This is a genomic window from Raoultella sp. T31 (assembly GCF_002806725.1).
Taxonomy (GTDB): domain Bacteria; phylum Pseudomonadota; class Gammaproteobacteria; order Enterobacterales; family Enterobacteriaceae; genus Klebsiella; species Klebsiella electrica.
On the sequence record NZ_PIBO01000001.1, the window covers coordinates 58,477 to 72,517 of the forward strand.

A 14,041-nucleotide genomic window follows, 5' to 3' on the forward strand; every position below is an offset into this window, starting at 1 on the left:
GGGCCTGATGGCCCCTTTGTTTATCCTACAGCCGGCAGCAGACCCGCGACGATGCAAAACTGAATAGCGACAATCGCGATACCGCACAGCAGAACCAGCCACAGCGCCGGTGTTCCCCCTGCGAGCCGCCAGGGAGCGTCAGGGTGCTGTTTTCGACTCCGCATCGCCAGCAGCGAGGGCAGGATGAGCGCCAGCACCGCCAGCGCGACGCCGGCATAGCCCAGCGCCATCACGAAACCGCGCGGATAAAACAGGGCAAAAGCCAGCGGCGGGAGGAAAGTGATTGCCCCGCTTTGCAGACGACCGCCGGGGCTGTTTTTGCGCTGAAACAGGTCTGCCAGATAATCAAACAGCCCAAGCGCCACGCCGAGGAACGAGGTGGCCAGCGCGAGGTCGGCGAAGAGATGCACCGCCAGTTCAACGTGCGGCGACGCCACGACTTCGCGCAGCGCGTCCAGCAGTCCGTTCAGCCCGGCATTTTGCGCCAGCAGCGCGGTGAAGGCGGGTGAGTCAATACTGCCGAGCGTCGCCAACTGCCAGAAAATATAGGCCACCAGCGGGATAAAGCTGCCGATGATAAAGACCCGACGCAGCTTGCGAATATCGCCGTTGAGATAGCTGACGATGCTCGGCACGCTGCCGTGAAAACCGAAAGAGGTAAAAATCACCGGGATTGCTGACAGCGCCAGACCTTGCTGGAGCGGGAGCGTCAGCAGGTTGATCCGGTGAATATGCGGCAACAACAGCGCCAGCATAATGGCGAGAAAAATGATCTTGGCGCTAAACAGGAAACGGTTAAACAGATCGACCAGCGATGTGCCGAGGCAGACTACCGCGCCGCCGACGGCGGTAAACAGCAGCACGCCGCCCGCAGGAGGCAGCGACCAGTCCAGCCACTGGTTAAGGCTGGAGGCCAGCAGTTCGCCCGCGCCGCTGATGTAGGCAGCGGTCAACGCATACATCAGAAATAACATGCAGATACCGGTCAGCCATTGCCCGTAACGCCCGAGATAACGTGCCGCCAGCGAACCGAGTCCCATATCGGCAGGGACGTGCTGATAGACCTCCAGCAGTAATAATGCGGTGTAGCACATCAGCGCCCACAGCGCGATCAGTAAGCAGAAGGTGACGCCGAAACCCACGCCCGCAGAAGCCAGCGGCATTGCCAACATCCCTGCGCCGATTGTGGTTCCGGCCACGATTAAAATACTACCCAGAGTGCGGTTCTTCACGTTTCTCTCTATCCATGAAGGAATTAACAATCAAATGTGTCGCGCAGAGTATGTGAAATTATCATTCTCGTCAAATGAGGGTTACAGTGGTTGTAACTTAATGTTTACACTCGCGCGGGCCGCCTGAAGACTGCGCTGGCGCAAAGCTTCCTGCCAGCCGTCGGGCTATTCTGGGCGTTTTACAGGAGGAGTTATGCAATCGATTCATGGTCATGAAGTGCTGCAGATGATGCTCGCCTCGGGCGAACCTTACTCGACGGCCAGCCTTGAGGCGGCAATCGTCGCGCGCTTCGGCGCAGATGCCCGTTTTCACACCTGCTCGGCAGAAAATTTAAGCGCGGCGGAGCTGGTGGCGTTTCTACAGAAAAAGGGGAAGTTTGTTGCCGTAGAGGCGGGGTTTAATACGCGTGAGAGTAAAATTTGTCGGCACTAATTTAGCGGCGAATTTAGCGGCGAAGCCGAAACTTCGCCGCCGGGAGAATTAATTCTGCGAGTCGAGCGTCGCCAGCTCTTTATCAATAAAGTACAGGCCTTCGCCGCTTTTACCGACGAGGGTCAGTTTATCAATGACAGATTTAAATAATTTCTCTTCTTCGTGCTGTTCAGCCACATACCACTGCAGGAAATTAAACGTCGGATAATCCTGATTTGTCATGGCGGCGTGGGCCAGCTCATTAATTTTCCGGGTAATCAGCTGTTCGTGTTCGTAGGTGACGCGGAACAGCTCATCCAGCGATGCATACTCGGCAAACGGCGAGGCGATGGCGTTGATGCAAGGCAGGCTGCCGGTATCGGTCAAATAATCAAACAGGCGCTGCATATGGGTCATCTCTTCCTGCGCATGACGGCGGAGGAATGCGGCGGCGCCTTCAAAGCTGTGGTAGCTGCACCATGCGCTCATTTGCTGATAAAGCAGAGAAGAATAAAGCTCAAGATTCATCTGCTCATTTAGTTTATCGATCATTTCTGTTTTCAGCATCGCGTGTGCTCCGAAAATAAAGACGTAACATAAGGGTGTCGCCACTATAATTTGTTATTAATTTATTTGCAAAAAGTAAATTAAAAAAATTATTTATTAAAAATGAAAATGGGAATAAAACGCATTGGCAATTTAATAAGTAATGAGAATGGTTCCGGTTTAATATTTTAGCCAGGGCATATTATCAAAATAAAAACAGAAATAAGGTATCTGGCGCAGGCAGAAAAATGGACTGCCTGAGCGGAGCTTTGTCGGTGCCCGCGGAGACGGGCGCGGGAAGGGCAGGGGCCACGGGCAAAAATGTGAAGCGTAACGTAATTTATAAAACATCTTTTCATAAAATTTGAAAGTGTGTTTATTAAGTAGTAAAGTCCATCACAACGCTAACGAACGATCGCGGGAGTGTCCGCACAGCATTCAGGAGAGTAAAGCATGAAAATTGCACTGATGATGGAAAACAGCCAGGCCAGCAAAAACGCTATCATCCTCAATCAGTTAAACGCTGTTGCCGATGAAAAAGGCTTCCCGGTTTACAACGTCGGGATGAGTGATGAGCACGACCATCATCTGACCTATATTCATCTGGGCATTATGGCCAGCATTCTGTTGAATTCGAAAGCAGTTGATTTCGTGGTGACCGGCTGCGGCACAGGCCAGGGAGCGCTGATGTCGCTGAACATCCACCCAGGCGTAGTGTGCGGCTACTGTATTGATCCGGCAGATGCTTTCCTGTTCGCGCAAATTAATAACGGTAACGCGCTGTCTCTGCCTTTTGCCAAAGGTTTTGGCTGGGGCGCTGAGTTGAACGTGCGCTTTATTTTTGAAAAAGCCTTCACCGGTCGCAATGGCGAAGGTTATCCACCGGAGCGTAAAGAGCCGCAGGTGCGTAACGCCGGCATCCTGAATGCGGTGAAAGCCGCCGTGGTGAAAGATAACTATCTGGATACGCTGCGTGCTATCGACGCGGAACTGGTTAAAACGGCGGTCTCCGGTCCGCGTTTCCAGCAGTGCTTCTTCGAGAACGGCCAGGATAAAGAGATCGAGGCTTTTGTCCGCCAGATAGTCGGCTAAGTCCCTGGTTTTGTCCCGATAAGGCCAGCTTCCGCTGGCCTTTTTGCTTATTTCTTCCTCGCAGAGACGCTGCTGCCGGCCTCCTGGCTCAGCCGCAGACTATCCACCATTCCCACCAGACAAATTAAGGCAATAAAGACGAAGGAGAGCCGGAAGCTGATCCCCGGCAATGCGGTGAGGCTTAACCACTCGCTGGCTTTTTCACCCAGGCGAATGCCGATCGCGCCAAGGGTGATCCCCATGCCCACGGCCAGCTGCGACGCGGTACTGAACAGCGTATTGGTGTAGCTCATCTGCGCCGGTGGGACGTCGGCAAAAGCAAGCGTGCTCACGCCGGTAAACTGAATCGAGCGGAACACGCCGCCGAGAAACAGGATCAGGCAGATGAGCCAGACCGGAGTCTGCGGCGTGAAAAAAGCGCAGGCGAGCAGGGAGATGACGTTTAGCGTCCCGTTTATCAGCAGCAGGCGGCGGAAGCCGAGCCAACGGATGAGTGGCGTGGTCATGGGTTTAATGGTGAGGTTGCCGACAAACACCGCCAGCACCAGCAGCCCGGAGTGGAAAGGGTCCATACCAAAGCCGACCTGAAACAGCAGCGGCAGCAGAAACGGAACTGCGCTGATGGACGCGCGGAAAAGCGATCCCCCGTACATCGTCACCCGGAAGGTCGGTACCCGTAGCGCATCCAGACGCACCATTGGCCAGTCCGCCCGGCGAAAATGGCGAAGTGCGAACAGCATACATCCTGTCCCAAGCCCCAGCAGGGCCAGGGTTGCCCAGCCTTGCGCGCGGGTATCGCTAAGCAGCTCCATGGCGCTCACCAGGCTCACCATGGCAATCGATGTCGCCAGGAAGCCGGGGAGGTCAAAGGGGCGCCGCTCCTCTTCCCGGATATCGGGAATGATACGCAGCGACAGCGCGATCGCTATCAATCCCAAAGGAACATTAATAAAGAATATCCAGTGCCAGCTGGCGTAGCGGGTAATAAAACCACCCAGCGGCGGGCCGATGATCGGCGCAACCAGCGCCGGCCATGTCAGCGTCGCAATGGCCTGGATGAGTCGATCTTTCGGCGTGGTGCGCAGGACCGCCAGACGGCCGACGGGAACCATCAACGCGCCACCGATCCCCTGCAGAATACGCATGGCGACAAAGGTATCCACGTTGGTGGAAAAGCCGCAAAAAACGGAGGCAAGCGTAAAAATGGCCAACGCCAGCGTGAAGATCTTACGTGCGCCAAAACGATCGGCAATCCAGCCGCTGGCCGGGATCAACACCGCCAGCGTAATCAGGTAGGCGCTGATGCCAATATTGAGGTCAACCGCCGCCATGCCAAAATCCGTTGCCATGTCCGGCAGCGCGGTCGCGATCACCGTCCCGTCAAGAAATTCCATGAAAAATGCCCCGGCGACCAGCAGGGCGGGAGCGGAGAAGGCGTGGCCTTCCCGTGAAGAGATATCTGTACTCATGGTGTCAGCCATCGCCAGGTGAGGTGCCGATCGCGGGAAAAACGCGCGGGCGTTTCACTCTGCGATTTTTCTCAATTTTGTTTAATGTATAAATTATTTTTGTGAAAAAATTGTGAGGTAAAGCATGTTTCTATTGATTTATGTGATGCAAGTCATATTATAAGCCCATAAATGGTAACACCTGCATAACAAAACCGGAGTCGCTTCATGAAGCTGCGCAAAATTCTGAAGAGCATGTTCGAGCAGTACTGCAAAACATTCAAAGATGTACCGCCTGCCGGTATGTTCTGATAAAAAAACCTGCTGCGGCAGGTTTTTTTATCTCGCGGGATTTAGGTTACTATGACGCTCCTCGAAAAAGGAGTAATAAATGTCTCAACATCTCACCGAACAAGACGAACTGGTTTCTGACGTTGTCGCCTGCCAGTTGGTTATCAAACAGATTCTCGACGTCATTGATGTCATCGCCCCTGTTGAAGTGCGCGAAAAAATGACCACGCAACTGAAAGCCATCGATTTTGCCAGCCATCCGGCTTCGGCCGATCCGGTGACGCTGCGTGCGGTCCAAAAAGCGATTGCGCTGATTGAGCTTAAGTTTACGCCGCAGGGTGAAGCTCACTAAGTTGTTTCGCCCCGCTGTCATTGGCGATGGCGGGGCGAAAACCCGATGTTAATGCGAGATAGCGGTCCTTGCTGGCTCTGGCTGCTCATCTTTAAATCGCCTACTGTTGCCCCAGCACTCCTCATAACGGTGGCCGACTAAATCTTCCACAATACTGCGCACATCGGCCGGGATATCGCCAACCTTACCGCCTGCTTTAATCCGCGCCACTTCCTGTAATACCACCAGGTACGCTTGACGATCCAGCTTCATCTGCTTACTGAAGACAATGGCCGCCAGCGCCAGCAGGATCACGCCGCTACAGAACACCACCGCAATGGCGGTGACTGCGCTTTCTGGTTGCGTATGCGCTTTCGACTGGAACCCGTAGAAGCTGAGAATGGCTCCCATCGTGAAGACAATAATCGAACGCAGGATCTTGCCGGAGAAGGTCATGGCGCCCGCATAGATCCCTTCGCGACGGCGTCCGGTATAGATCTCATCAACATCGGCGAGGAAGGTGTAAACGGTACATGGAATGTAGTACACGCCACCGGTCCCGAGACCAAACAGGACCGTGATCCCGAACATTAGAATGGTAGCCAGATGGGCAGGCAGGTGGAAAAACCACAGCGAGGTGTACAGCAACACGGAGAAAATCACGATGCTCAGCGCCAGGATATAGGGCTTGCGGGTTGCTGATCGCATCGATGATGCTGGCGACAGAAAAAATAAATGACGCCTCAATCAGCGTCAGTCCGCAGAAGGTGGTGTAGAAATAAAGTAGCCAGGCGCCGCTGATCGCCAGCGCGCCGCTCCCGAGTAAATTCCCGCCGCCGTAAGCTAGCTGATGGCGTAACAAAATCGGTCTTCCCTGCAACCCTGGTGAGGTTGAAGCCGCGTATCTTGCCATTAACATAAACCTCTTGTTTTAAATTTTTGAAACAATTTTTTATATTATTAATTCCAATGGCGAAAAGTGATCGCCATCACTAATCATCCGCTACGTGATTACACGGAGAAGTAATGCGATCGGCTTAAAAGTTTTTAATGCTTTTCAGGAATAAGAACCGCGCCTGAGCGCCGAATATGATGTTGCGGAAATGGCGAGCGCTGGAACGTTATCGGCGATGGGGAGGCGTAAAGCAGGGAATTGACAGGCGGGTGGCATTTATCCGCGAAGCGGTACCACGGCCATACTGTGATTTGCATCGCTTCTATCGTAAACGTCGGGTGAGGGCGCCGGTCAGGGCGAGGGCGATCAGATGGTGCTGAACATTCCCTCAGGCTTCATCCTCCCTGAGGGAACCGTGGATGTGGCGTTCACCGCTACGGTTTTAATCCTCGCAGTGCGCCACCAGACTGAGCAGATGGCGATCGGTTTGCAGCATACATAAACCGGCTTTATCCGCGTTACGGACCTCTTCAAGTACGCTTTGCAGCAGCATGCCGTCTTGCTGCTGCTCTTTCGCGAGCAGCGCCAGGAAGCGACAGGTGGTGTCATCGCGTTGTGCTTTGGCTTCTTCGGTCAGCCCGGACAGCATGCTGCTGCGCTGTTCATAATCGGCCAGAGTCGCGGTAAACAGCTCTTCGAGGGAGTGACAGCTATGGCTGTAACTGCCTTCATTTTTGACGATCGGCCAGCTTCCGCCGGTCTTCATAAAATCGAATACGCGCATCATCTGCGTCACGTGGGATTGTGCCCGGGAGCGCAAAAAGATGGCGGTACCGTTCAGACGCTGTTGCTCGCACCATTCGCTGAGATGCAGATATAAATTTGATGCACGAAACTCAAGGTTCATCTGATTATTGAGCTTTTGAGCCATTCCAGGAACGACCATAAAAAATGTCCTTATTAAGCTGGAGTTATCATTCGCGCGTCGAAAATCTTCGCCGGTGACGATAAAATGCGAGATTTTTTACGCGTAACATTGTCGGCAAAATAATAAATTTGCAATTTCCCTGTGTGTATCGGTAATTAATTAGTGACTACCGATATATACAGAATACCCCCAAGAGTAGGCTAAGAAAACTCTCAAATGGCCTTGTTTTACTTTTAGTTACAATATGTATGAAAAGCACGTTTTTTAACTCTGTTTACCGTTTTTTATTTATTTAACTAATTGATTTTATTTATTTTTATTAATTTCGGGTTTTTTATGCTATGGATGATATCTACGACATATTTATTAAATATGAATTTAATCCTCTGTTCATAACTCTGTCATATCACATCAACAATTCGCTAAAGAATAAATCATGGTAAATGGCGATGACGCCATTTTTACCGGATGAGATAAACGGAGTTATGAAGTGTATTCTGTTATTAACGGTAATAAAATTTCCCTGAGCGATATTTCATCTGGTGAGAAGCCATATCGGTAAAGGAAACGGCTGAAGAAGGGGGGGGGCTGCGCTTTTCGGCAAACCCGCTGAGAAGGGGGCGACGATAGCCACAAGGATAAGTCTGCTGATGATATGGATAATTTTGCTATATTCAGAATTAATTGTCTGACAATTAGCGCTTTTTTTATGTCATTTTTCGCTAAATCTATGCACGCAATTACTGTAATTCCGCGATGTGATAATGCTCTCGTATGGAGAATTGATTTCCGGTTATTACTTAATGAACAACGGCAGTGCGGTGTGCGATTTTTCTAATGCCTTGTTTTAAGTCTGATAAAAAAATTAAGTCCGATACTTCCCTACAGAAATGCGAAATAAAGCTGGAGTTTACCATGCACAAATTTACTAAAGCGCTGGCGGCGATCGGTCTCGCTGCGGTTATGTCACAATCAGCTATGGCTGAAACACTTAAACTCGGATTTCTGGTGAAACAGCCTGAAGAACCCTGGTTTCAGACCGAGTGGAAATTTGCTGATAAGGCCGGCAAAGATTTGGGCTTTGAGGTGATTAAAATTGCGGTTCCGGATGGCGAGAAGACCCTCAACGCCATCGACAGCCTGGCGGCCAGCGGGGCCAAGGGCTTTGTTATTTGTACGCCTGACCCGAAACTCGGCGCGGCGATTGTCGCCAAAGCCCGCGGATACGATATGAAAGTTATCACCGTCGATGACCAGTTCGTTAATGCCAAAGGTAAACCGATGGAGAGCGTGCCGCTGGTGATGATGGCCGCCAGTGAAATTGGCGCTCGTCAGGGGCAGGAGCTGTATAAAGAGATGCAAAAACGCGGCTGGGATGTGAAGGATACCGGCGTGATGGCGATTACCGCCGATGAACTCGATACCGCCCGCCGTCGTACCACCGGTTCCATCGACGCGCTGAAAGCGGCCGGCTTCCCGGATAAACAGATCTACCGCGTCCCGACCAAATCCAACGATATCCCGGGCGCCTTCGACGCCGGTAACTCCATGCTGGTGCAGCATCCTCAGGTGAAACACTGGCTGATCGTGGGGATGAATGACAACACCGTGCTGGGCGGCGTGCGCGCAACCGAAGGCCAGGGTTTTAAAGCCGGGGATGTGATAGGCATTGGCATCAATGGTGTGGATGCGGTTAATGAACTCTCCAAAGCGCAGGCGACCGGTTTCTACGGCTCTTTGCTGCCTAGCCCGGACATCCATGGATATAAAACCAGTGAGATGCTCTACAACTGGGTCACGAAAGGCGTCGAACCGCCGAAATTCACCGCGGTGACCGATGTGGTGCTGATCACGCGCGACAACTTCAAAGAAGAGCTGGCGAAAAAAGGGCTGTAAGGCCTGGTTGACCCTGCCTCCCGCACTCTGCGGGAGGCTGAGCATAGAAGAGCGGAGTTGTTATGCAACAGTCTACCCCTTATCTCTCATTTCGCGGTATTACCATGACCTTTCCCGGCGTTAAGGCGCTGTCTGATATTAGCTTTGACTGCTACAGCGGACAGATCCACGCCCTGATGGGGGAAAATGGTGCCGGAAAATCGACGCTGCTGAAGATTCTCAGCGGCAACTATATCCCTAGCGCCGGTGATCTGCAGATAGACGGTCAGCCGCGCGTATTCACCAACACCACCGAAGCGCTTAACGCCGGAGTGGCGATAATTTATCAGGAGCTACACCTGATTCCGGAGATGACCGTCGCGGAAAATATCTACCTCGGCCAAATCCCGCATAAGTACGGGTTAGTGAACCGCTCGCTGCTCAACTACGAAGCTCGCCTGCAGCTGGAGCATCTGGGGCTGGATATCGACCCGGAAACGCCGTTGAAATACCTCTCGATCGGCCAGTGGCAGATGGTAGAGATTGCCAAAGCGCTCACCCGTAACGCCAAGGTCATCGCGTTTGATGAACCGACCAGCTCTCTTTCGGCGCGCGAGATAGAGCATCTGTTTCGCGTCATCCGCGAACTGCGTGAGGAAGGGCGCGTGATTATTTATGTTTCGCACCGCATGGAGGAGATTTTTGCCCTCAGCGATGCGATCACCGTATTTAAAGATGGCCGCTACGTCCGTACCTTCGATGATATGCAGACCGTGAATCATGATGCGCTGGTGCAGGCGATGGTGGGGCGTGAGCTGGGCGATGTTTACGGCTGGAAACCACGTGAGTATGGCAAAGAGCGTCTGCGTCTGGAGCAGGTCAAAGCACCCGGCGTGCGTAAGCCGGTCGATCTCTCGGTGCGCGGCGGGGAAATCGTCGGCCTGTTCGGGCTGGTTGGGGCCGGGCGCAGTGAGCTGATGAAAGGGTTGTTTGGCGGAACCCGGATCACCGGCGGTCAGGTGTATATCGACGGCCAGGCGATCGATATTCGTAAACCGGCGCAGGCTATCGAGGCCGGAATGATGCTGTGCCCCGAAGACCGCAAAGCGGAGGGCATAATTCCGGTGCACTCCGTACGCGACAATATCAATATCAGCGCGCGTCGCCGGCATATTCGCGCGGGTTGCATCATTAATAACGGCTGGGAAGCGCACAATGCCGATCGGCATATTAAGTCGCTCAATATCAAAACCCCAGGCCCGGAGCAGCTGATTATGAATCTCTCCGGCGGCAACCAGCAGAAAGCGATTCTGGGGCGCTGGCTGTCGGAAGAGATGAAAGTGATCCTGCTGGATGAGCCGACCCGCGGTATTGATGTGGGCGCTAAGCATGAAATTTATAACGTTATCTATGCCCTGGCGGCCTCCGGCGTCGCCGTCGTTTTCGCCTCCAGCGATTTACCCGAAGTGCTCGGTGTCGCCGATCGTATTGTGGTGATGCGCGAAGGCGAGGTGGCAGGCGAACTGCTGCATGACGATGCCAATGAACAGCAGGCGTTAAGCCTTGCGATGCCAAAAGTGAGCCAGGCGGTCGCCTGAGTAAGGAGTCAATGATGTCCTCTGTTACCACCCCTAATGCCCGCCAGACTTCGTTTAGCTTTGCCCGAATCTGGGATCAGTTTGGCATGCTGGTTGTTTTTGCCGTGTTGTTTATCGGCTGCGTGATTTTTGTGCCCAATTTTGCCTCGTTTATCAATATGAAAGGTTTGGGGCTGGCGATTTCAATGTCCGGTATGGTGGCCTGCGGTATGCTGTTTTGCCTGGCGTCCGGAGATTTTGACCTGTCGGTGGCATCGGTTATCGCCTGCGCAGGCGTAACGACGGCCGTGGTGATTAATCTGACGGAAAGCATGTGGATAGGGATTGCCGCCGGTCTGCTGCTGGGGGCAATCAGCGGGCTGGTTAACGGCTTCGTGATTGCCCGTCTGAAAATTAACGCCCTGATCACCACGCTTGCCACAATGCAGATTGTGCGCGGCCTGGCTTATATCATCTCCGATGGCAAGGCGGTCGGTATTGAAGATGAGCGCTTCTTTACCTTAGGCTATGCCAACTGGTTTGGCCTGCCGGCCCCCATCTGGCTGACCGTCGCCTGCCTGATTATTTTTGGTTTGCTGCTCAACAAAACCACCTTTGGCCGCAATACGCTGGCTATCGGTGGTAATGAAGAGGCGGCCCGACTGGCGGGCGTGCCGGTGGTGCGGACCAAAATAATTATTTTCGTGATCTCAGGCCTGGTGTCTGCCGCCGCGGGGATCATTCTCGCCTCGCGCATGACCAGCGGCCAGCCGATGACCTCGATTGGCTATGAGCTGATCGTCATTTCAGCCTGTGTGCTGGGTGGCGTGTCGCTGAAAGGCGGGATCGGTAAGATCTCTTATGTGGTTGCCGGGATCCTGATCCTTGGCACCGTCGAGAATGCCATGAACCTGCTGAATATCTCGCCGTTCTCTCAGTACGTGGTGCGCGGCGTGATTCTGCTGGCGGCGGTTATCTTCGACCGTTACAAACAAAAAGCAAAACGGACGGCTTAACTCTCCCCCAACCTTTTAGTCTACTCCTCGATTATCGCCAGCGCCCGCTGCGCTGGCGATAGCTATCAAAAATGGCGATCCCGGTCACACTGTCTATACTTACATGGCTAACAATCCGTTAACAACCAGCGTTGTGCTGGCCATGAAAGGAGGAAAACAGGGTGGCTGACAAGATATCTGTACCGCCTGTGCCAACCGAACATCATGCCTTTTTCTTTGACCTCGACGGCACGCTTGCCGATATCAAACCTCATCCCGATCAGGTTGTTATCCCCACACAAGCGCTTCAGGCGCTACGGCAGCTTGCGCAGCAGCAGAGTGGGGCGGTGGCATTGATTTCAGGGCGCTCCATGGTTGAACTTGATGCGCTTACCCATCCATACAGGCTGCCGCTGGCCGGTGTTCACGGGGCAGAACGCCGCGATATCAATGGTAAAACGCACATTGTCACGCTTCCTGATGCGCTGCTCCGCGAACTGGATCAGCAGCTGCGGGCTGCGCTGGAGACGATGCCGGGGTGTGAACTTGAACACAAAGGGATGGCGTTTGCGCTGCATTATCGCCAGGCGCCAGCGTACCAGAGCGCGGCGCTGTCGCTGGCGCAGGGGATTGTCAAACGTTATCCGATCCTCGCATTGCAGTTGGGTAAGTGCGTGGTGGAGATTAAGCCGCGTGGGGTCAATAAAGGGGAAGCGATCGCGACGTTTATGCAGGAGGCGCCGTTTCAGGGGCGCAAACCGCTATTCGTTGGCGACGATTTGACGGACGAAGCCGGGTTTAGCGTCGTGAATCAGCTCGGCGGCATGTCGATAAAAGTTGGCAAGGGCGACACCCAGGCGCAATGGCGTCTGCCGGATGTCGCGGCCGTTCAGCATTGGTTAATCAGCATCGCAAATAATAAGCCACAACCAGATGCGCAAAATGACAGGAGAGAGGGTTATGGGGCGCTTAATCGTAATATCTAATCGTATTGCGCCGCCGAATGATAAAAAGGCCAGCGCGGGCGGCCTGGCCGTGGGCATTTTGGGCGCGCTGAAGGCCGCCGGTGGATTATGGTTTGGCTGGAGCGGAGAGATAGGGGATGACCAGAAGCCGCTAGACACGGTGACGCGAGGGAATATCTCCTGGGCTTCGTTTACGCTCAATGAACGGGATCATGACGAGTACTACAACCAGTTTTCCAACGCCGTGCTGTGGCCCGCATTCCACTATCGCCTGGATCTGGTGGACTTCCAGCGCCCGTCCTGGGACGGTTACCTGCGGGTTAATGCCAACCTGGCGAAAAAGCTGCTGCCGCTGATTGAGCCCGATGATATTTTGTGGATTCATGATTATCATCTGCTGCCTTTTGCCAGCAAGCTGCGCAAACTTGGGGTCAATAACCGTATCGGCTTCTTTTTGCACATCCCGTTCCCGACGCCAGAGATTTTTAATGCGCTCCCCCCGCATGCAGAACTACTGGAACAGCTCTGCGACTACGATCTGCTTGGCTTCCAGACTGATAACGACAGGCTGGCGTTTCTTGATAGCATCTCGCTACAGACCCGGGTGGTGACGCGAGATGGCCGACATCATGAGGCATGGGGTAAACATTTCCGTACCGGGGTTTATCCGATAGGCATCGATCCTGACGAGATTGCGCGGAGTGCGAAGGGGCCGCTGCCGCCCAAACTGGCGCAGCTAAAAAGCGAGCTCAAGGGGGTAAAAAATATCTTCTCCGTTGAGCGGCTGGATTACTCTAAAGGTCTGCCGGAACGTTTTCTCGCCTATGAAGCCCTGCTGGAAAAATACCCGCAGCATCACGGTAAGATTCGCTATACGCAGATTGCGCCAACCTCCCGCGGTGAGGTGCAGGCCTATCAGGATATTCGCCATCAACTGGAGACCGCCAGCGGCAGAATCAATGGCCAGTACGGGCAGTTGGGCTGGACGCCGCTGTACTATCTGAATCAACATTTTGAACGCAAACTGCTGATGAAGGTCTTCCGCTATTCCGATGTCGGACTGGTGACGCCTCTACGTGACGGGATGAATCTGGTGGCGAAGGAATTTGTTGCCGCCCAGGATCCGCAGGATCCCGGCGTGCTGGTTCTGTCGCAGTTTGCCGGCGCGGCAAATGAGTTGACCAGTGCGCTGATCGTCAATCCCTACGATCGCGACGAGGTGGCCGCGGCGCTGGATCGCGGCCTGACGATGCCGCTGGCGGAACGGATTGCGCGTCATGCGCAGATGCTGGCGGTCATCAAGGATAATGATATTCATCGCTGGCAGGAGCGGTTTATCGCCGATCTGAAGCAGGTGGAACCGCGTAGTGAGGAGAGCCAATTGCAACGCAAAGTCTCGACTTTCCCCAGACTGGCATAAGTGAGGTAAGCGCGATACAGGCTGACGCCCTGGC

General features: G+C 53.6%; 13 protein-coding genes and 1 pseudogene. 9 read left to right on the forward strand and 5 right to left on the reverse strand.

What is annotated here, in order from left to right:
* Positions 1 to 20: 20 nt before the first annotated feature.
* On the reverse strand, positions 21 to 1,232 hold the full coding sequence (gene tyrP, locus CWM52_RS00315) for a tyrosine transporter TyrP (protein ID WP_100682274.1): 1,212 nt from the start codon (positions 1,230 to 1,232) through the stop codon (positions 21 to 23).
* A 193-nt stretch (positions 1,233 to 1,425) separates the two neighbouring features.
* Here tyrP and CWM52_RS00320 point away from each other — a divergent pair, with 193 nt between their 5' ends.
* Positions 1,426 to 1,665, forward strand: coding sequence for a YecH family metal-binding protein (locus CWM52_RS00320; RefSeq protein ID WP_100682275.1), 240 nt, complete (start codon positions 1,426 to 1,428; stop codon positions 1,663 to 1,665).
* A gap of 48 nt (positions 1,666 to 1,713) precedes the next feature.
* Here CWM52_RS00320 and ftnA read toward each other — a convergent pair whose 3' ends face one another.
* Complete coding sequence (gene ftnA, locus CWM52_RS00325) at positions 1,714 to 2,211, reverse strand: non-heme ferritin (RefSeq protein WP_100682276.1); 498 nt, start codon at positions 2,209 to 2,211, stop codon at positions 1,714 to 1,716.
* A 432-nt stretch (positions 2,212 to 2,643) separates the two neighbouring features.
* On the opposite strand from ftnA, the gene CWM52_RS00335 reads away from it, so the two are divergent.
* Positions 2,644 to 3,282: an RpiB/LacA/LacB family sugar-phosphate isomerase gene (locus CWM52_RS00335; protein WP_100682277.1), complete on the forward strand. Its 639-nt coding sequence runs from the start codon at positions 2,644 to 2,646 to the stop codon at positions 3,280 to 3,282.
* A 47-nt stretch (positions 3,283 to 3,329) separates the two neighbouring features.
* Here CWM52_RS00335 and CWM52_RS00340 read toward each other — a convergent pair whose 3' ends face one another.
* Positions 3,330 to 4,751 carry an MFS transporter gene (locus CWM52_RS00340; RefSeq protein ID WP_100682278.1) on the reverse strand — a complete coding sequence of 474 codons (1,422 nt, stop codon included), beginning with the start codon at positions 4,749 to 4,751 and terminating at the stop codon, positions 3,330 to 3,332.
* Between the two features lie 207 nt (positions 4,752 to 4,958).
* Here CWM52_RS00340 and azuC point away from each other — a divergent pair, with 207 nt between their 5' ends.
* Together azuC and CWM52_RS00350 are read left to right on the forward strand one after the other, a co-directional pair.
* Positions 4,959 to 5,042, forward strand: coding sequence for a stress response protein AzuC (gene azuC / locus CWM52_RS00345; RefSeq protein ID WP_015583995.1), 84 nt, complete (start codon positions 4,959 to 4,961; stop codon positions 5,040 to 5,042).
* A gap of 79 nt (positions 5,043 to 5,121) precedes the next feature.
* A complete protein-coding gene (locus CWM52_RS00350) occupies positions 5,122 to 5,373 on the forward strand; it encodes a DUF2766 family protein (protein ID WP_004864113.1) in 252 nt (83 codons plus the stop codon).
* A 48-nt stretch (positions 5,374 to 5,421) separates the two neighbouring features.
* Here the strand turns inward: CWM52_RS00350 and CWM52_RS00355 are convergent.
* Both CWM52_RS00355 and CWM52_RS00360 read right to left on the reverse strand, forming a co-directional pair.
* Positions 5,422 to 6,214 (reverse strand): annotated as a pseudogene (locus CWM52_RS00355) (MFS transporter).
* Between the two features lie 475 nt (positions 6,215 to 6,689).
* On the reverse strand, positions 6,690 to 7,193 hold the full coding sequence (locus tag CWM52_RS00360) for a non-heme ferritin-like protein (protein WP_100682279.1): 504 nt from the start codon (positions 7,191 to 7,193) through the stop codon (positions 6,690 to 6,692).
* An 897-nt stretch (positions 7,194 to 8,090) separates the two neighbouring features.
* Here CWM52_RS00360 and CWM52_RS00370 point away from each other — a divergent pair.
* From CWM52_RS00370 to otsA, 5 genes are all read left to right on the forward strand, one after another.
* Entirely contained in the window at positions 8,091 to 9,071 is a 981-nt protein-coding gene (locus CWM52_RS00370; protein WP_100682280.1) for an arabinose ABC transporter substrate-binding protein, read from the forward strand.
* Positions 9,072 to 9,133: 62 nt separating this feature from the next.
* Positions 9,134 to 10,648: an L-arabinose ABC transporter ATP-binding protein AraG gene (gene araG / locus CWM52_RS00375; protein WP_100682281.1), complete on the forward strand. Its 1,515-nt coding sequence runs from the start codon at positions 9,134 to 9,136 to the stop codon at positions 10,646 to 10,648.
* A 14-nt stretch (positions 10,649 to 10,662) separates the two neighbouring features.
* Entirely contained in the window at positions 10,663 to 11,643 is a 981-nt protein-coding gene (gene araH, locus CWM52_RS00380; protein WP_100682282.1) for an L-arabinose ABC transporter permease AraH, read from the forward strand.
* 161 nt (positions 11,644 to 11,804) lie between these two features.
* Entirely contained in the window at positions 11,805 to 12,608 is an 804-nt protein-coding gene (otsB, locus tag CWM52_RS00385) for a trehalose-phosphatase (protein WP_100682283.1), read from the forward strand.
* The gene (gene otsA / locus CWM52_RS00390; RefSeq protein ID WP_100682284.1) at positions 12,583 to 14,007 is read left to right on the forward strand and encodes an alpha,alpha-trehalose-phosphate synthase; all 1,425 of its coding nucleotides are present in this window, start codon (positions 12,583 to 12,585) and stop codon (positions 14,005 to 14,007) included. Before otsB ends, otsA begins: the two co-directional genes overlap by 26 nt.
* Positions 14,008 to 14,041: the final 34 nt, after the last annotated feature.